Annotated in this window: 15 protein-coding genes; 2 read left to right on the top strand and 13 right to left on the bottom strand. The window is 40.9% G+C overall.

Going from position 1 to position 19241, the window contains the following annotated elements; translation table 11 throughout:
* Both ACFVSH_RS06160 and ACFVSH_RS06165 read left to right on the top strand, forming a co-directional pair.
* Nucleotides 1-632 (top strand): cupin domain-containing protein (locus ACFVSH_RS06160; RefSeq protein ID WP_387705250.1); only part of this gene is annotated, 632 nt, incomplete at its 5' end.
* A gap of 658 nt (nt 633-1290) precedes the next feature.
* A complete protein-coding gene (locus tag ACFVSH_RS06165; protein ID WP_387705252.1) occupies nt 1291-1977 on the top strand; it encodes a hypothetical protein in 687 nt (228 codons plus the stop codon).
* Nucleotides 1978-2298: 321 nt separating this feature from the next.
* Here ACFVSH_RS06165 and mutL read toward each other — a convergent pair whose 3' ends face one another.
* The 13 genes from mutL to rny all read right to left on the bottom strand — a co-directional run bounded on the left by mutL (nt 2299) and on the right by rny (nt 18932).
* Nucleotides 2299-4239, bottom strand: a complete 1941-nt coding sequence (gene mutL, locus ACFVSH_RS06170) for a DNA mismatch repair endonuclease MutL (RefSeq protein ID WP_387600034.1) — start codon at nt 4237-4239, stop codon at nt 2299-2301.
* 22 nt (nt 4240-4261) lie between these two features.
* Entirely contained in the window at nt 4262-6892 is a 2631-nt protein-coding gene (gene mutS, locus ACFVSH_RS06175) for a DNA mismatch repair protein MutS (RefSeq protein ID WP_387600031.1), read from the bottom strand.
* Nucleotides 6893-7162: 270 nt separating this feature from the next.
* Entirely contained in the window at nt 7163-7702 is a 540-nt protein-coding gene (locus ACFVSH_RS06180) for an outer spore coat protein CotE (RefSeq protein ID WP_192204090.1), read from the bottom strand.
* Between the two features lie 213 nt (nt 7703-7915).
* Complete coding sequence (locus ACFVSH_RS06185) at nt 7916-8344, bottom strand: YlbF/YmcA family competence regulator (RefSeq protein ID WP_063231802.1); 429 nt, start codon at nt 8342-8344, stop codon at nt 7916-7918.
* 1 nt (nt 8345) lies between these two features.
* Complete coding sequence (gene miaB / locus ACFVSH_RS06190; protein ID WP_387705254.1) at nt 8346-9890, bottom strand: tRNA (N6-isopentenyl adenosine(37)-C2)-methylthiotransferase MiaB; 1545 nt, start codon at nt 9888-9890, stop codon at nt 8346-8348.
* A gap of 465 nt (nt 9891-10355) precedes the next feature.
* On the bottom strand, nt 10356-11396 hold the full coding sequence (gene tdh / locus ACFVSH_RS06195) for an L-threonine 3-dehydrogenase (RefSeq protein WP_387600284.1): 1041 nt from the start codon (nt 11394-11396) through the stop codon (nt 10356-10358).
* Between the two features lie 225 nt (nt 11397-11621).
* Nucleotides 11622-11954, bottom strand: coding sequence for a hypothetical protein (locus tag ACFVSH_RS06200; protein ID WP_387705256.1), 333 nt, complete (start codon nt 11952-11954; stop codon nt 11622-11624).
* Between the two features lie 136 nt (nt 11955-12090).
* Nucleotides 12091-12957, bottom strand: coding sequence for a 2-oxoacid:ferredoxin oxidoreductase subunit beta (locus tag ACFVSH_RS06205; protein WP_192204085.1), 867 nt, complete (start codon nt 12955-12957; stop codon nt 12091-12093).
* Entirely contained in the window at nt 12944-14701 is a 1758-nt protein-coding gene (locus ACFVSH_RS06210) for a 2-oxoacid:acceptor oxidoreductase subunit alpha (RefSeq protein ID WP_076366399.1), read from the bottom strand. The genes ACFVSH_RS06205 and ACFVSH_RS06210 overlap by 14 nt, the downstream gene beginning before the upstream one ends.
* Before the next feature lie 217 nt (nt 14702-14918).
* A complete protein-coding gene (locus ACFVSH_RS06215) occupies nt 14919-15854 on the bottom strand; it encodes a dipeptidase (protein WP_387705258.1) in 936 nt (311 codons plus the stop codon).
* Between the two features lie 133 nt (nt 15855-15987).
* Nucleotides 15988-16248, bottom strand: coding sequence for a stage V sporulation protein SpoVS (spoVS, locus tag ACFVSH_RS06220; protein WP_029281188.1), 261 nt, complete (start codon nt 16246-16248; stop codon nt 15988-15990).
* A gap of 174 nt (nt 16249-16422) precedes the next feature.
* Nucleotides 16423-17220 carry a TIGR00282 family metallophosphoesterase gene (locus ACFVSH_RS06225; RefSeq protein ID WP_260284303.1) on the bottom strand — a complete coding sequence of 266 codons (798 nt, stop codon included), beginning with the start codon at nt 17218-17220 and terminating at the stop codon, nt 16423-16425.
* A 152-nt stretch (nt 17221-17372) separates the two neighbouring features.
* Nucleotides 17373-18932 (bottom strand): ribonuclease Y, encoded by a 1560-nt coding sequence (gene rny, locus ACFVSH_RS06230; RefSeq protein WP_387600015.1) that lies wholly within the window; start codon nt 18930-18932, stop codon nt 17373-17375.
* Nucleotides 18933-19241: the final 309 nt, after the last annotated feature.

Below are 19241 nucleotides of genomic sequence, written 5' to 3' on the forward strand. Positions count from 1 at the left end.
GGGACTATACTTCGCCATCCACACAATACTTTTTTGATGTTAATAAAAGCAATTTAATGAAAAAAGACAATCAAAACTATATAAATGTATTAGGTATCAAACAATTGAACACACTCGAAAATGTTTCTTTATTAGATATTTACCTTAGTTCAAGCAATGTCGTAGAACCGCATTATCACCAAAATGCTGCAGAGCTAGTGTATTGCATTTCTGGAGCTGCAACCGTTTCATTACTGAATCCTTTTACTAAGCAAATACAAAATTATCCTATTAAACCTGGCCAAGTAGCCAACGTTCCCCAAGGTTGGTGGCATTATGAAGTGGCTAATACGGATAATACTCACCTGCTGGCCATTTTTAATGCTCCAACACCTGAGGTGATCCTGGGCTCGGATATCTTGAAATTGACACCTGCAAATATTATGGCACATACGTATTGCCTGGATGAAAACCAATGGAAAAAAGCGATAGCACCTGTTCAACCCTCAACATTCATCGGTCCGCCAGCCAATTGCCAACGAGCGGCCGAAGAAGACATGCAGCAATATAATAATCACTATGATAACCAAATGTATATTGCCCCTGCATATAACTATCAATTCCAGCCCACTCCCCCATATTATTATTATTGAAGATATGTGTTGGGAATTTGCTTAACCCTGTCCAACTCCTATCCCCCTTCAAGGATGGCGTCTAATAAAAGCAGAATCGAAAAAAGCAATGGAAAATCCCATTACATCAGGATTCTCCATTGTTTTTCATTACATGACCGGTTTAAAAAACCGAATTCATATACTTTCGCCACATCTTTCATTATGGTGGTCATCTAATGCAGTATAAGGGTATTTTAAAAACCGAAACACACTTGGATACAAATTTCATTATAAATTTTCTATATATTCTATCGAGTTTCTTCTTATAATATAAGAGATTCTCAATTTGATCCCCACTATTGAAACAGATTATTCTTTTAAAGGGCCTACCCATATCAAAGTTTTTTTCAATTCACTTCTATAAATTTTAACTACCTGACTCTTAGTATCTTTCTGGAATTTTATTTTTCCATATTATCATAAGTTCTTTAAATTGCTTTAGCTGAAATTTAGTTTTTGATTATCGTTGTTTGCGCATTCACTCCTTCTGTGTGCGAATTTTCTTCAGCATTCGTTGTATTGTTCCGCATAAAATCAATTCCATTCGCTGTGGTTTTTTAAGGATAAATTTCAGACAGTCATGTCCAATCAAAACCTGCCCCTTTCCCATAAATTAATTTGAAAAGGAGATGAAAAAATGAGTAGTGATAAAAAAAAAGATAAAGATAAAAGAGATAAAGGTACAGGTTCCTTAAGCAATTCTAAAAATGAACCTTTAAAGGAAGAAGCATGTCCATCATCGAGATACCAGGAATGCGTTGATCGTGCTTTTCGTATTCCCATATTTTTAAGCACCACAAATACGTTAAATCCAATACAACAACTGTTTCAAAACCGACTTATTTTAGAGATTGAGAACGCATTGCTTTTTCCACGTACATTACCTGTAAGTGAACAATATCCAGAAACCATTTTAACAAGTATTCGACGGTTGGTTTCATCAAGTTATGGAATGTTAGCAATCAACTTTCGTCGCTTCCTCGTCGAGATTACTGATACTAATGTAGGACAACCTCCATCATCCACTCCTTTCTGGGAAGGGTCAGTTTTTTTACAAATTGAACCCTCTATGGCTTTTCAATTTGGACTACCCATATTATTAGTAAGGGAAGCTAATACTGACACAAATAATGGAATTTGGGCAGGAGGAATTGCCCCTCTCAATACATTCATAGTTTGGGATTCTGAAAAACAATCTGTTGATGAATTCTTTAGCAGTATTCAATGGAGAGAAGCCTTTGCGAATTGGATTGCAGAGGTAAGAAATGGATATTATAATCAGACAGAGCCTAAATTCAAGTACAGATGCAGTACACAAGATTAAAAAATTATTTGATTGGGGTACGCTTTTTCAAAGCAAGATTATCGTAATAAAAGAGTGATATAGTACAAGCATGATTTACGCCATACACATGCAACTATAATGTTGGAGATCGGAGACCAAAGTGGTATCAGAAAGATTAGGCCATTCAAAAGTTACTATCACATTAGATAAATATACTCAGTTACTCAGAATATACAGGACTCCTCTGCAGAAAACTTTTCAAAAGCTACAGGAAAAATGAGCACGGAACAATAAAAGTGGTCATTTAACTAAAAAAGCAATGGAGAATCCCATTACATAAAGGTTCTCCATTGCTTTTCATTACATGACCCTCTTGAACATTTTCTCCATTTCATAAATGGAATAAGAGATGATGATAGGTCTTCCATGAGGACATGTGAAGGGATCGGTTGTCCGCCTTAGTTCATCCAATAATGCTTGGATTTCATCATTGCGCAGATGACGGTTTGCCTTTATTGAGGCTTTACAGCTCATCATGATGGCTGCCTCTTCACGCAGTTTTTTGATGTCGACCTTTTTCATTGATAGCAATTGTTCTATCATTTCTTCAAGGATTTCCTGTTCAATTCCTTTAGGGAACCATTGTGGATGCGATCGGACAATATAGGCGTTATAGCCAAACTCTTCTAAATAGACGCCGACTTTTTCCAATTCATGCCTATACTCATTTATCCTGATACATTGGTCTGTTGAAAATTCAAGAGTGATGGGAACTAGCATGTCCTGTAGCTCGTTTTCAACACGTCCGACCTTTTCTTTAAAATATTCGTATTTGATCCGTTCCTGGGCAGCATGTTGGTCTATGATGTACAACCCTTTTTCGTTTTGGGCAAAAATATAGGTTCCATGCATTTGCCCAATTGGGTACATGGGAGGGATGCGGCTATCCGGTTCATTCACTTCAATTTCTTCCTCTTGTTCAACCGTATAGGTTGTGTACTTTTCAGCTGACTCGTAATTTGGCTTGCTTTCATCATCTTGTAAAACCGGAATATAAGCATCTGCCATTTGCTGCTGTTCATTGCTATAGATTATTTCCTTTATTGGTTCTAGATTGAAATCTTCATTATAATTCACGTAACTCTTTTGTTCCTGCTTTTCCCGAATCAAGGTTTCCTTCAAGAGTGAAGCTTCTTTCTTGGCTTCTTCAAGGATGCGCTTGCCGCTTTCCACAACATGGTCCAATTCCAGCTCAGTTTGCTCACTTTTCACCTGTTCCGCCTTTGGTGTTGGTGTATATCCACTTGGTATTAGAGTCATCTTTTTAAATGAAGATTTGATCGTTTCCGAAACAAGACTGTACAATTCCTGTTCCTTGCTAAGCCTTACTTCCATTTTGGATGGATGTACATTGACATCGACAAGAATCGGATCCATTTCAATATTCAACAAAGCAATTGGAAAACGCCCAATTGGAAGGAGTGTATGGTACCCATCCAGGATTGCTTTCACGAGCGCATAGTTTTTAATGAAGCGGCCGTTTATCATGGTTGAAATATAATTCCTTGAAGCCCGGGTGACCTCAGGCATAACGATATATCCGGATAATTTGAAGTCCAAGGAGCTTGCCTGAACCGGAATCATCTTTTTGGCAATATTCATCCCATAAATAGCGGCTAGCACCTGCCTGACATCACCGTTACCATTCGTATGCAGGATTCGCTTCTCGTTGTGTGATAACCGTATAGAAACATCCGGATGCGAAAGTGCAAGCCTGTTAGCGACATCCGTAATATTTCCTAACTCGGTATGAATCGTTTTCATATATTTCAACCTTGCAGGAGTATTGTAAAACAAATCGGAAACCAGGATATCCGTTCCTTTTCGGCTTGATGAAGCTTCGAGTTCCTTAACCATTCCGCCTTCAAGAAGTATGCGTGTTCCCACATCTTCGCCTGTGCTGCTTTTCATTTCAAAACGGGAAACTGAAGCAATACTGGGCATTGCTTCACCGCGGAAGCCAAGTGTTCGAATTCGGAAAAGATCATTTTCATCTTTTATTTTACTTGTGGCATGGCGTTTAAATGCCGCTTCTATGTCATCAGCCAAAATCCCATCGCCATTATCCACGATCCGTATGGAACCAAGCCCAGCCTCCACCAATTCAATCTCTATAATGGTACTGTTTGCATCTATTGCGTTTTCCACAAGTTCCTTAACGACTGAGGCTGGGCGTTCAACAACTTCGCCAGCTGCGATTTTATTAGATAAAGCCTCATCAAGCTGTATGATTTTTCCCATTTTTATCGCCTCGCTTTAATTCTCATTTAAGTTTCTTTTGTAATTTATAAAGGGTATTCATTGCCTCAAGCGGCGTCATTTCAAGGATATCCAGTGATTTTATGTCATCCAGCACCTTTTTTTCCTTAGGTGAAGAATTCACTCTTCCTTTAGGAGCCTCTTCCCCAAAGAAGGAAAGCTGTGCCTCATTGACGGCTGTTACCGGGGCAGCTTCGGCAATAGGTGCTTCTACAGCAGTAGCAGCAGGCTGTTCAGGCATCGCCTTTGCCTGTCCATTTTCATTTTCTAGCTGCGCTAAAATAGCGGCCGCCCGATCTATTAACTGCTCCGGTAAATCAGCTAGCTTAGCTACATGAATTCCATAGCTTTTATCTGCTGGCCCTTCTTTAATTTTATGAAGGAAAACGACATTCCCATTTTGTTCAATGGCACTGACATGGATATTTTTCAATTTTGGCAGTTCTGCCGCCAATACAGTCAATTCGTGATAATGGGTCGAAAAGAGAGTCTTTGCCCCAATTTCCTCATGAATATATTCAATGATGGCCTGAGCAAGCGCCATCCCATCATATGTTGATGTTCCCCGCCCTATTTCATCAAATAATATCAAACTGTTTTCTGTCGCATTCATGATGGCATTTCTTGCTTCGAGCATCTCTACCATGAATGTACTTTGACCGGAAATCAAATCATCTGCCGCGCCAATCCTAGTAAACACCTTATCAAAAATAGGCAATTCAGCTATACTTGCGGATACGAAGCATCCAATTTGCGCTAGAATCGATGTTAGTGCAATTTGACGCATATACGTACTTTTACCCGACATATTGGGTCCTGTGATCAAGAGTAACTCCCTGTCTCCATCCATAAAGCAGTCATTGGGGACATACTCCTGTGATTGAAGGACTTTCTCAACTACTGGATGCCGGCCATCCTTCAGTACGATTCTTCGATCTTCAGAAAAGACTGGTTTCACATAATGGCGTTCTTCGCTTATCGTTGCAAAGCACTGGAGGACATCTAGTTCACTGACGCCTTTCGCTAAATCCTGTAAGCGCGGGATATAGCTTTTGACCTCTTCACGAAGATTGAGGAATAGGTCATACTCCAAACTGATGCTTTTTTCTTCTGCTTGTAAAATCAAAGCTTCCTTTTCTTTCAATTCAGGTGTGATATAACGTTCGGCATTCGTCAAGGTTTGCTTCCGTTCATACCGGCCTTCTTCAAGCAGATGCAAATTGGCTCGTGTGACTTCAATGTAATAGCCAAATACACGATTATATCCGATTTTCAAAGATTTGATCCCGGTCCGTTCCCGCTCTTCGCGTTCAAGCTGCGCAATCCAAGTTTTCCCGTTTCTACTGGCATCCCTGTAGGTATCCAGCTCCTTATGGAAACCATCCTGAATGATATTCCCTTCCTTCACGGACAATGGCGGGCTTTCTACAAGCGCTGTTTCAAGCAAATCCGTCACTTCTTCGCAAGGATCCAATTTATCGGCCAGAATTGAAATATCCTGATTGGAGACCATTGACTTCACGATTTCACGAATAATCGGCACCTGTTGTAATGAACGCTTCAGTTGAATCAAGTCCCGAGCGTTTACATTCCCGAAGGCAACCCTTCCGGCAAGCCGCTCCAAGTCGTACACTTCCTTCAGGCGTTCACGTAAGTCCTGCCGTTCGAAGTATTGATTTTTCAGGGTCTCAACAAGGCTTTGTCTCCGCTCGATCTGTTTTTTATTAATGAGCGGCCTATCAATCCACTGTTTCAACATCCTTCCGCCCATGGCTGTTTTCGTTTCATCAAGCAGCCATAATAATGAGCCTTTTTTTCCTTTGGAGCGAATAGTTTCAGTTAATTCCAAATTGCGTTTGCTATAATAATCTATTTTCATATATTGTGATGTTTCATATGCAAGCACGGGCTGTAAATGATCCAGGCTGCGTTTTTGGGTACGGTAAAGATAATTCAATAAACGTGAGGTCGTTGTCGCCAGTTTCTTGTCTTTTAACAGATGAAGTAATGCAACGAATGACTCGCTTTGAACCAAATTATTCTCTAGGGATAGAGCGGCAGCGCCCCGTTCTTGCAGCCTTTTTTTCCATTCTTCATTGAAATCCTCGGCAATGACCACTTCACTAGCACCAAGGATGGCAAATTCATTCAGGACTTCCTCAAAACTCTCAATCAAAGTGACCTTATTTTCCCCTGTCGATAAATCATTGTATCCAAAGCCAAACTGCCCATCCGTGAAATAGGTGATGGTGGCAATATAATTATTTTCCTTTTCACGCAGACCCTTACTATCCATTTTCGTTCCCGGAGTAATCAGCTGGACAACTTCCCTGCGTACCACACCTTTGGCTTGCTTCGGATCTTCGGTTTGTTCACAAATAGCTACTTTAAAACCTTTTTCTATCAATATATCAATATAATTAGCAGCCGAGTGATACGGAATGCCGCACATCGGAATTCGCTCTTCACTGCCGCCTTCTCGGCTCGTTAATGTGATTTCGAGCTCTTGTGATGCATTCAGTGCATCGTCAAAAAACATTTCATAAAAATCGCCTAAACGAAAAAATAAAAAGGCATCCTGATACTCTGCCTTAATTTTTAAATATTGCTGTATCATCGGAGTATATCCAGCCATTCCTTCAAAACCTTTCCAAACTAAAATCTATTACACATTTATGTCCTTCATTATAACATACGGGAAAGCAACATTGCCTGTATTCGAAATTGCATGGTAAATCAATTATACATTGAAACCAAACTTTTTTTGAGCTGCCTATGCAAAGCCATACGCACGGATATAGTAACATTCCATCCCTATTTTTGATCATGGCCAGGTCTGCTTGTCCCGCTTCAAATTAAATAAAACCGGATGAAGGGAATGTCATCCGGTATTAATTTCTAAATTCTATTCATCTTCGAATTCATCAAGGAAATCCGGATCTAAATCTTCGAAATCCTCATCATCGAAATCAGAGCCCCAGTCATCCTCACAGCGGCCATCTGGACTAACAGCGACACAAATTTTCGTTTCGCCGACGACTTCCACAAAGAATTCCCTTTCCACATGGACAATGATTTTTTGTCCACATGGGGAGATGCAAGCTTCTAAACAATTCGGCTGTTGGACAGCTTTTGCAACGATTTCATGGTCATCAAGACAATCGGGATCACGGTATTTCAGCGAAATAACGTCGGTATATTGCACTTTTTCAGTTACAACTTCCGTCTTCGAATTATGGTTATAAGAATACCAGACGTTGATTTCGTAGCTGCCGTGAATTTCTACCTTTTTGCCGACTTTCTTTGCATCGTATTTATGGTTGATGATCCAACAACCTAGAATGCTAGAAGGATGATGAGCCGGGCAAATGGTGTGAGAGGACTTTGTGAATTTACGTCCTTTTGCCACCACCGCTTTAGTAATTATCTCTCTATATTGTGACATGCTAGCGAACCCTCCTCATACAGTTTCCATTCATCCTATGCGTGGTAAAAGTCTAGTGTGCGTAGAATTTTAATTGTTTGAAAACTGCTGTAATGTTTTAAACCTAGGTTATTTTATGCGCAAGTTTTGGGATATGTGTCACGAATGGGCACTGTATAAGGATTTCCGCATATAGAAAAAGCCCTTCTGAAATCAGAAGGGCTTTTTCTATATTCATGAACAGCTACCGCCGCCAGCTTGTACTTGTGAACCTGTCTCACCGCGAAGGATGTCCCCTTCAGTCGATTCAATGATCAGGTCCGTCACCTTGTTCGATACTTGTGATGAGACCATTTGTAAAAGATCATTTACATCCACTTGGGATTGTTTGAATTCCTGCACGATCGGAAGTTCATCCAATTGCTTTTCCAGTGCATCAATTTTGGCCTGGACTTGGCTGTATGCTTTCTCTTTGCCGTAATGCTGGAAGTTTACAGCCTGTTTTTGCAAGCTCTTGATGCTGGCGATCATTTCCCTGATTTTTTGGTTTTCATTGATGTGAGCTTCTGCCCGTTTAAAGAAATCGACTTCTTCCGTGCTGGCGATCATTTCAGCAAGCTCGGCTGCTTTGTTCAGAATGTCATCTTTAGTATATTTAGTCATATTACTCCACCTCAATCGCCGTTGCTTCTTCAACCATATCCCCATTTAATGACCATGTTTTCGTTCCGGTGATTTTCACTTTTACGATTTGGCCAATAGCGGATTTTGGTCCTTTGAAGTTCACGAGCTTATTTTTCGTTGTATAACCTGCCAATACTTCCGCATTCTTCTTGCTCTCGCCTTCAACTAGCACTTCAACAATCTGTCCATCATACTCTTTCATTTTCAATGCGCACGTTTCATTGACAAGGGCATTCAAGCGTTGCAGACGTTCCTTTTTCACTTCCATCGGTACATTATCCTGCATTTTAGCAGCCGGTGTTCCCTCACGTGGAGAATAGATGTAAGTATATGCTGCATCGAAACCAACTTCACGGTATAAAGACATCGTTTCTTCAAAGTGCTCTTCCGTTTCATTCGGATAGCCTACAATGATGTCAGTGGTTAGCGATGCACTTGGAATAGCTTTCTTGATCTTTTTTACTAGCTCTAAATATTGTTCTCGTGTATATTTACGGGCCATGATTTTAAGTGTTTCCGTACTTCCCGATTGAACTGGAAGATGGATATGGTCAACGAGATTGCCGCCTTTAGCCAGTACTTCAATCAAGTAATCATCAAAATCACGGGGATGGCTTGTCGTAAAACGAATACGCGGAATGTCGATTTTACGGATTTCATCCATCAAATCGCCGAAACGATATTCGATATCCGTAAAATCTTTACCGTAAGCATTCACATTCTGCCCAAGCAGGGTTATTTCCTTGTAACCCTGTGCCGCTAAATGACGGACTTCTTGGATGATATCTCCAGGCCTGCGGCTTCTTTCTTTCCCCCTTGTGTAAGGTACGATGCAGTAAGTGCAAAACTTATCGCAGCCATACATGATATTGACCCATGCCTTCGTTTTTCCTTTACGCACTTTCGGAAGGTTCTCGATTACATCACCTTCTTTGGACCAAACCTCAATGACCATTTCCTTGGATAGATAAGCTTCATTAAGAATTTGCGGCAGCCGGTGGATATTATGCGTTCCGAAAATCATATCAACAAAATGGTGCTTCTCTAGAATCCGCTTTACAACTGACTCCTCTTGTGACATACAACCGCAAACCCCAAGCAATAAATCCGGCTTTTCCAATTTCAATGATTTTAAATGCCCCAATTCACCGAACACTTTATTCTCTGCGCCTTCCCGAATCGCACAAGTGTTAAGTAAAATGACGTTAGCATCATCCACCGTGTCTGTCGGCTGATAACCAAGTGCCATAAAGATGCCCGCCATGACTTCTGTATCATGTTCGTTCATTTGACATCCATAAGTACGGATGTAAAACTTTTTACCTTCTCCCATTCCACGGAAACCTTCAGGAATTGCAAAGTCATCATGATATTCTACTTCTTCTTTTCCTCGCTTTTTCGCATCTTTTAAGGAAGGCGGAATATAAACGGCTTGGAAGTACTTACTGAAGTCCTTTTCGGATTTTTTGTCCGCTGGATTCTCAGCCTGTACTTGTTGTGATTCTAATCGTTGTTTCTCGTTCATAGTTAATCTCCTTTCAAAATAGTTAGTCTATTTCTTTCACCAACTATTTCAAGACCTATCTTCAAATGGTTTTATAAAGATTCCTTTTTAAGAATTACCAGTAAATATTAGCTATTAAGTGTGATATATCCACATTATTATAGTATAAAGCTTTTAACAGCAAGAAACAATCATTCTGTCGTGGCTTCTTCAATTGTAAGAAATTTTTCATAAATACGGTAATTGTGACTTAAAAAAAAGAGACCTGATTCGCATATTCTAACGAACTTAGCCCCTTCTTATTAAATGATAGAATGATACTATTTCTTCACAGCTATTTCAAATGCAGACCATGCAATTTACTCGTGAGTTTGGGCATTTACTCGTGAATTTGACCGCTTTACTCGTGAGTTTGGGCACTTTACTCGTGAGTTTGGGCGTTTTACTCGTGAGTTTGACCGCTTTACTCGTAAACATTCTCACACTTTAAGGAATAAGGAGAACCTTACCACACTGACCTTTGGTCATCAGTTCAAATCCCTTTTCAAAATCGCTTAGTGAAAAACGGTGGGTAATCATCGGTTTTACATCAACCTTGCCACTTTCAAGCAGACTTGAAACCTGTTGCCAGGTTGAAAACATCTTCCTCCCGGTTATCCCTTGGACAGTAAGGCCCTTGAATACAATATCCTCCGTTATATTAAGCGTGACGGGCTTAGAAGGCAGACTTAGTATTGATATTCTTCCACCATTCGTCGCCATCTTAAACCCTTGTTGGATAGCTGCAGGATTACCGCTCATTTCGCAAACAACATCCACCCCATCCGCACTTGTAAGGCCTTTCGTGATTTCCAATGGATCCTGTTTAATTGAATGAATGAGATCTGTCGCACCCATCTTTTTGGCAAGCTGAAGTCGATAATCATTAATATCTAGAGCGATTACTTTATCAGCTCCCGCAGCCTTTGCAACAGCAATCGCCATAAGTCCAATTGGACCACAACCGATTATTGCCACCGTTTTACCCAGCACCTCGCCAGCTAGCACTGAATGGACTGCATTACCCATCGGTTCTTGGATGGTGGCTATATCGAGTGGCATATCACTTGGATTTTTCCATAAATTTTTAGCTGGCAGAGCTATATACTCTGCAAAGCATCCTTGTTTATCAACACCGATAATGTTTGTTTTTTTACAAATATGGAATTGACCGGTTAAGCATTGCCTGCATGTACCGCAAACGATATGTGTTTCGGCAGATACATAATCACCAACTGAAACATTGCTGACCCTTGCTCCTGTCTTGATTACTTCCCCAGCAAATTCGTGCCCAAATACGTATGGTGGACTCACTCTTCCCCGTGACCATTCATCCCAGGTGAAAATATGAATATCCGTTCCGCAGATCGAGGTCATTTTCACCCGAATCAAGACCTCGTCATCACGAATATCCGGTATATCGACAACTTGTAACTGTGCCCCATAACCTCGGTGGTGTTTGACGACGGCTTTCATTTTACCTCTCAACATGTACATTCCCCCTGAAATAGGGCTGCTTTCTCCATATTCCTTAATATGTAACTATATGAAAAATCCGTCACGAAAATACCATAATCGCTTTTCACATTAATAATGATGATTTTTAGGGCATTCGTACATTTTCGTTAAATGGGTCATGTTTCTATAGCATCCTGTCCGCTCTTGAATAAGATATCTTGTACAAACAAAAATTATGAAGGAGTGACTTATATGTCATGTGAAAGCAAACATCATGATCATCATGATAACCGCAATAATAACGACAGAATCGCAGACGATTTTTGTCGTGCGGTGAGGGGCTGTAATAATCGCGACCGGGACCGGGACCGTGACCGCGATCGGGATCGGGATCGGGACCGCGATCGAGACCGCGATCGGGACTGCGATCGGGACCGCGATCGGGATCGGGACCGTCACCATCATCATCATCATCATCACAACAATGAACGTTGTTGTTGTAGAAGAAGGAATCGTTGTTGCTTCGGTTTCGGTGGCGGCTTCTGTGGCGGTTTCGGTGGCCGTTGCGGTTGCGGTTTTTAACCGCAACTTCGGCGGATGCAACAACGGTTTTGTTAGGCTAAGCCAGTCGAAAGTCTCCTAGCATGTGGCACATCTACTGGAGAGCCTAATAATTAACCACAAAAAAGGTTCACCCCATCTTAGGGGTGAACCTTTTAACTTTTTACATAAATTCAGCAACAAGCTTATCAAAGTGTTGTTGATCCAGTGTCAGCTCTGATTTATTCAACGCTTTTTCAGCATACCCTGGCACTAATTCCTGGTACGAAGGGCGTGAAGAGTCTTGATAAATAATCCCTGTCACAAGGCTGTCATGTTGCATCAAAGTCTGCATGGCCTGTTCTTTATTTGATGAATCATAGCCTTCTATCGTGTTCAATTTAGTTAAGTTTTGTTTAAACCAATCATACGTATTGATCTTATTATATGTTACGCAAGGAGAGAAAACATTGATAAAGGAGAACCCTTTATGGTTTATCCCTGCTTCAATGATCGCCGTCAGGTCTTTCAAGTCAGTGGAAAAGCTTTGGGCGACAAACGTTGCACCGGCTGACAATGCTAATTCCATAGGTGAAACAGCTTGTTCTATTGATCCTTCTGGTGTGGATTTGGTTTTAAATCCAGCAGCAGACCTAGGAGAAGTCTGGCCTTTTGTCAATCCATAAATTTGGTTATCCATGACAATATACGTAATGTCGATATTACGGCGGATCGCATGGATGGTGTGTCCCATCCCGATTGCAAAACCATCTCCGTCACCGCCTGAAGCTATAACGGTCAATTCACGGTTGGCCATTTTTACTCCTTGTGCAATTGGCAGTGAGCGGCCATGGATGCCATGGAAACCATAGGACTTGATGTAACCCGATATACGACCTGAACAGCCGATACCGGAAACAACGGCCAAATTCTCCGGCTCCAATCCTACATTGGCTGCCGCACGCTGCATGGCAGCCTGAACGGAGAAATCTCCGCATCCAGGACACCAGTTAGGTTTTACATCATTCCGAAACTCTTTAAACGTTGCCATATTCGAACATCTCCTTGCATTGTGTGTGAATTTCATGCGGGAGGAATGGGTTGCCATCATATTTTAGGATGCTTTTAATTTTATTAACATGTCCAACATTCATCTTGATAATATTAGCCAATTGTCCAGTCGCATTATTTTCAATAACTACTACTTTCTTAGCACTTTGCACCAATGATAGGACTTCATCTGCTGGGAAAGGATGAATCAAACGGATATGCGCATGATTCACTTTCATTCCATCCGTTTCTAACCGGCCGATCGCTTCATCAATCGTCCCGCGTGTTGAGTTAAAGCCGAGAATTAATAAATCCGCTTCTTCATGCGGTGTGTTTTTGTATACTGGTGTTTGGAATGTGTTAGTTAAATTATTCAGCTTACGCATCCGTTTATCCATTTGCAATTTACGATTCAAAGCCGTCTCGGAAGGTCTGCCCGTTTCATCATGTTCAACACCTGTAACGTGGTGAATCCCATTTTTCATACCAGGCACTACACGTGGTGAGACTCCGTCTTCCGTTACTTCATAACGCTTGAAGTAAGATTTATTTTCAGACTCTTCAATTTCAAAGTCAACCAATTTTCCGCGTCTTATCTCCACTTTGCCGTAATCAAGCGGCTGAACCGTCTGTTTACCTAATGATAACTGTAGGTCGGATAAAACGATAACTGGACATTGATATTCCTCTGCAAGGTTGAATGCTTCTGCCGTATCGTAAAAAGCTTCCTCAACAGTACTCGGAGCCATGACGATTTTAGGTATTTCACCATGTGTACCATAGATCATCGCCATTAAATCGGATTGCTCCTGTTTTGTAGGAAGTCCCGTGGATGGACCGCCACGTTGAGTATCGACGATGACAATTGGCGTTTCGGTAATGCCCGCTAAACCAATCGCTTCCATTTTCAAAGAAAGTCCAGGTCCAGCTGAAGCTGTGATGGCACGTACACCGCCATAGTTTGCACCGATTGCCATTGTAGCCGCCGCGATTTCATCTTCAGTCTGTATGACCGTCCCACCAAATTGAGGGAGTTTTTTAATTAAGTATTCCATAATTTCAGAGGCCGGAGTAATCGGGTAAGCTGCCATGAAGCGGCAACCGCCTGCAACTGCGCCTAAAGCGATGGCATCGTTACCAATCATGAACATTCGTTTTTGGCCATCCGCCTTTTCCAGTTCCATTGCTCCCAGTTTTTCGCCAAGCAACACTTCCATTGCCTTATAGCCAGCAGTAATGGCATCCATATTCTTCTTAACGATTTCTTCACCTTTACGGCCGAATATTTCATCAACCACATCGTTGAATACGGATATTTCCATACCTAGAACAGCACATGTCGCGCCGATTGCCACCATATTTTTCATTAATGATGTTCCTAATTCGGCTGCTATTTCCGTAAATGGAACAATATATAATTCTGCCTTTGTATCTTCTGGGCAGACAGGTTTGAATTTTGCATCTGCGATTATGATGCCACCCTCATGTAATTCTTTATAATTGACGTCAATTGTTTCTTGGTCAAAAGCAACTAAGATGTCTAAATCATCAGAGATAGCACGAGTTTCCGTAGTACTTACACGAATTTTGTTATTCGTGTGTCCACCCTTGATTCGGGATGAGAAATGACGGTAGCCATACAAGTAATAACCTAAGCGATTGAGGGCAATACAGAATATTTCTCCTGTACTTTCAATACCTTCACCTTGTTGTCCGCCAACTTTCCATGAAAGTTGATTGATCATGTCTTACACTCCTTTAGGACGTTCGTATATAAATGCATTTAACCGCACCTCTCTTCAGAACATTCAACTATGTATAATTAATCGTTCTATTTTAGGAAAGGTGTACTAAACGCTTTCAATTCTATCGGTTAAATCATTAAATTGCAACCTTTTTGCTTTTATTATTTATATTTTCAGAATATTAATTCGTATCTATATAGTAAGAATTAAAAATCATTTAAGATATTACCTTTTCTTGCGGAAAATTACGGGTAAAATTATCAAAAAGGAGTCCTTTTACAAACTCACTGGAATAAAGCCTGTTCAGTTCATTGATTAAGTTATGATAATCCTTATAAGACATTAAATTTTCTACCATATGATCGATTCCATCGAAGTCCGACCCTAATCCAATTTGTCTTTCCCCTCCTAAACTGCATATATGTTCTATATGTTTCAAGATATCCTTTATCGTAGCCGAACCGCCTTTTGAAAGAAATTGCGGGACAAAGGTTACGCCGATCACCCCACTTTTCTGCAAAAGGGCTTTTATCTGCCCGTCCTTTAAATTTCGTGGATGCGGACAAAGATGATAAGCATTCGAATGGGAGGCAATTGGGAATTCCGCCAACTTTAGGGTGTCCCAAAATCCAGCTTCAGATAAATGGGATAAATCACACCAAATTGACTTCTCATTCAATAGTGCCACCACATCTGTTCCAAACCCTGTCAAGCCGCCCCCTCTTGTTTCTAATGCCCCATCCGCAACCAAATTAGCGTAATTCCAAGTTAGACCTATGGAGGAAACTCCAAGATGAATAAGTGTTTTCAGTTTCAACAAATCATTCCCAATGCAATCGCACCCTTCCAAAGTTAGCATTGCACCTATTTCCTTTTCTTTTAAAGATTGAATGTCTGCCTTGGTCTTTATAAATTTCATTTCCGGCTCTGATAATATCTTTTCATGAAAAATATCCACCATCGCCAAAGCCGCTTGAAACCTCATATCAGGGTGGACTTTTTCAGGAATATATATTGCAAAACATTGGACCTTTCCCCCTTCATCCAATAATCCCCGCTTTGTTATATGCAATTTATCACTATTCGTAAAAGTAATATCCGGATCGATGAACATTTTCATCAGCACATCACAATGTGCATCAAAAATCGCCAATGTAATTCTCCTTCCTGTTTTTTTTTAAGATTATACATTCAATTATAAAGGGACATGGATTTTTCGTCATTTGGATTTCAGGACAAAAAAGAGCCTGCTCGCCTTCCGACAAACAGGGCACCCAAACATGAAATTATCTTGGTTCAATGATTAGTTTTATTGCCGTTCTCTCTTCGCCATCAATAAGTATATCTGTAAAGGCAGGAATACAAATCAAGTCGACTCCACTAGGTGCGACAAACCCTCTCGCGATTGCTACTGCCTTGACGGCTTGATTTAACGCACCTGCACCGATTGCTTGAATTTCGGCTGCTCCTCTTTCCCTGAGCACTCCCGCTAGTGCGCCTGCTACAGAATTAGGATTAGATTTTGCTGAAACTTTTAATATTTCCATTCCTAGTCCTCCTTGTTTTCCCTGCCGATTCTAACTTGGCTCAATAGTTATAACACTTTCCACTGCTACTATATTCATCAAGTAAAACTTGTATGACAAAGAAAACCTGGATTGTCCACCATTTATTAATGAATGGAAAAACGGATGGACAGTTTGACTGTCCATCCGTTTGAATCATTGATAGAATGGATGATCTTCGTTAATCAGTATCCTTTCTATTTTTATTGCCTTACCGGTTTTATCATCAATTTCAAGGAGAACCCCACTTAATAGGGTCCGCCCCTCTTTAGGCACTTCGAAACGAACAGGAAGGCTGGTTAGGAACCGATGGATGACTGCCCCTCTTTCCATACCAAGAATGCCATCATATGGTCCTGTCATGCCTACATCTGATATGTAAGCGGTGCCTGCAGGTAATATACGGTTATCTGCTGTCTGGACGTGCGTGTGTGTACCGACAACGGCTGTAACTTTCCCATCCAGGAACCACCCCATAGCTTGCTTTTCACTTGTAGCTTCTCCATGAAAATCGACAAAGATGATCGGTGTCTTTTTTCGAGCCTCCGCCACGAGTTCTTCCGCCTTTTTGAACGGGCAATCCAAATCAGGCATGAACGTTCTCGCTTGCAAATTGATGATTGCTATTTCATGATCGTTCAATTTTAAAAATTTCATTCCTTCTCCAGGTGCCCCGTCTGGAAAGTTAGCTGGACGGACAAGATATTTCGCTTCATCAATAAAGTTGAAAATATCCCGATTATCCCATGTATGGTTTCCCATGGTCACCGCCTGCGCTCCCCACTCTAAAAAACTGCGGTAAATCTTTTCTGTAATTCCCCGGCCACTTGCTGCATTCTCGCCATTGATGACCGTGATATGCGGACGATACTTTTCTTTTAACTTAGGAAGGTATTCTTGGATCATGTCACGACCAGGAGACCCCACTACATCTCCAATAAATAGCAATTTCATTGTAAAATCCTTTCTAGATTCACCTAATTATATGAATTATTCAAGTATGTATTGTAACATAATTTGGGGTAATTATAGGAATTACGCTTAACGACTACTAACGGAAATAGAAAAAACGAAGTGGTTTGCACCACTTCGTCCTTCATTTACAATTATTTGGCGTATTCGACTGCTCTTGTTTCACGGATGACCGTGACTTTTATATGACCTGGGTAATCGAGCTCTTCTTCAATCCTTTTCCGGATTTCACGTGCGAGTCGATGTGCAGAAAGATCATCGATTTGTTCTGGTTTCACTAGAATCCGCACTTCTCGTCCGGCTTGAATCGCAAAAGATTTCTCCACTCCATCATAGGATTCAGAAATTTCCTCAAGTTTTTCAAGTCTTCTAATGTAATTTTCAAGCGTTTCACTTCTAGCTCCCGGTCTTGCAGCTGATAATGCATCAGCGGCAGCCACAAGCACTGATATGATGGAAGTTGGCTCCGTATCGCCATGATGTGAAGCGATGCTGTTAATGACAGTTGGATGCTCTTTATATTTGGTTGCTAATTCAACGCCAATTTCAACATGACTGCCTTCCACTTCATGATCAATCGCTTTCCCAATATCATGCAATAAACCTGCACGACGGGCAAGAACTTCATCCTCACCAAGCTCAGCGGCCAGTAAACCTGAAAGCTGGGCCACCTCAATTGAATGTTTAAGTACGTTTTGCCCATAACTGGTACGGAACTTCAAACGTCCTAGTATTTTGATGAGATCTGGATGGAGACCGTGAACACCAACTTCAAAAGTTGTTTGTTCACCAATTTCACGAATATGTTCATCTACCTCACGTCTTGCTTTGTCAACCATTTCTTCAATGCGAGCCGGATGGATCCGTCCGTCCTGAACAAGTTTCTCAAGAGCCAAGCGTGCCGTTTCCCGTCTAATTGGATCGAATCCGGATAAAATGACAGCTTCAGGAGTATCATCAATAATAAGGTCAATACCTGTTAGCGTTTCTAACGTCCGGATATTTCGTCCTTCACGTCCGATTATACGTCCTTTCATTTCATCGTTTGGAAGATTTACTACAGAAACGGTGGTTTCTGCAACATGATCAGCCGCACAACGCTGAATGGCAAGAGAAAGGACTTCTTTTGCTTTTTTATCAGCTTCTTCTTTGGCACGGGTATCACTTTCTTTAATCATAAGCGCTACATCGTGAGCCAGCTCGTTTTCCATTCGGTCGATAATGATTGCTTTAGCTTCTTCACGAGTTAAACCGGAAACACGTTCAAGCTCTGTTTGCTGCTTACGAACCGTCTCGTCCACTTTGCTTTCCATCTCTTCAATATGCTGTTGTCTTTGGTTTAGAGAATCTTCTTTTTTCTCCAAAAGGCTCTCACGTTTGTCTAACGTTTCATCCTTGCGGTCCAGATTCTCTTCTCTTTGCAATAACCGATTTTCTTGTTTTTGTAATTCGTTCCTTCTTTCACGGGCTTCCCGATCCGAATCGGCACGAACTTTATGAATTTCATCTTTTGCTTCCAACAAGGCTTCTTTCTTAAGTGCTTCCGCTTCACGTTTTGCATCCTCTAGGATGTGTTCTGCAGAGCCCTTTGCCCCTGCTATTCTACTCTCAAATTTTGATTTGTGAATAAAATAACCAACAACTGCACCGACGATTAGGCCAAGCAAAGTGAAGATGATTGTCATGGGTTCCATCGTTTCACCTCCCCTTGCTATGAACTTTTTACATAAAATGTTGAACTGTCGGCAAGTACATTGCACATAAATTCAATATACAGCACTTAATTTTCAAAATTTTAGTTTGAAAAATTGTAAAATATACATATTAATTGTATAGTTGAGAATTTTTATTGTCAAGCGTTTGTCCCTTTGTATCAATGATTATTCAAGTTTTCTTGATAATAACCATCATAATCTACAGCATTCATTATGGAAGAAGTCTGTAAATCTGATTTCGATGCCCATTAATCCGCTGGAAATTTCGCACTTTTCTCAAAATATACA

Source organism: Peribacillus sp. NPDC058002 (genome assembly GCF_042886655.1).
GTDB classification, from domain to species: Bacteria; Bacillota; Bacilli; order Bacillales; family DSM-1321; genus Peribacillus; species Peribacillus aracenensis.

Bases quoted from the DNA above. Each gene is read 5' to 3' on its own strand.
- ACFVSH_RS06165 (WP_387705252.1), top strand. From the start codon at position 1,291: ATGAGTAGTGATAAAAAAAAAGATAAAGATAAAAGAGATAAAGGTACA.
- mutL (WP_387600034.1), bottom strand. From the start codon at position 4,239: ATGGGAAAAATCATACAGCTTGATGAGGCTTTATCTAATAAAATCGCA.
- mutS (WP_387600031.1), bottom strand. From the start codon at position 6,892: ATGGCTGGATATACTCCGATGATACAGCAATATTTAAAAATTAAGGCA.
- ACFVSH_RS06180 (WP_192204090.1), bottom strand. From the start codon at position 7,702: ATGTCACAATATAGAGAGATAATTACTAAAGCGGTGGTGGCAAAAGGA.
- ACFVSH_RS06185 (WP_063231802.1), bottom strand. From the start codon at position 8,344: ATGACTAAATATACTAAAGATGACATTCTGAACAAAGCAGCCGAGCTT.
- miaB (WP_387705254.1), bottom strand. From the start codon at position 9,890: ATGAACGAGAAACAACGATTAGAATCACAACAAGTACAGGCTGAGAAT.
- ACFVSH_RS06205 (WP_192204085.1), bottom strand. From the start codon at position 12,957: ATGGCAACGTTTAAAGAGTTTCGGAATGATGTAAAACCTAACTGGTGT.
- ACFVSH_RS06210 (WP_076366399.1), bottom strand. From the start codon at position 14,701: ATGATCAATCAACTTTCATGGAAAGTTGGCGGACAACAAGGTGAAGGT.
- spoVS (WP_029281188.1), bottom strand. From the start codon at position 16,248: ATGGAAATATTAAAAGTTTCAGCAAAATCTAATCCTAATTCTGTAGCA.
- ACFVSH_RS06225 (WP_260284303.1), bottom strand. From the start codon at position 17,220: ATGAAATTGCTATTTATTGGAGATGTAGTGGGGTCTCCTGGTCGTGAC.
- rny (WP_387600015.1), bottom strand. From the start codon at position 18,932: ATGGAACCCATGACAATCATCTTCACTTTGCTTGGCCTAATCGTCGGT.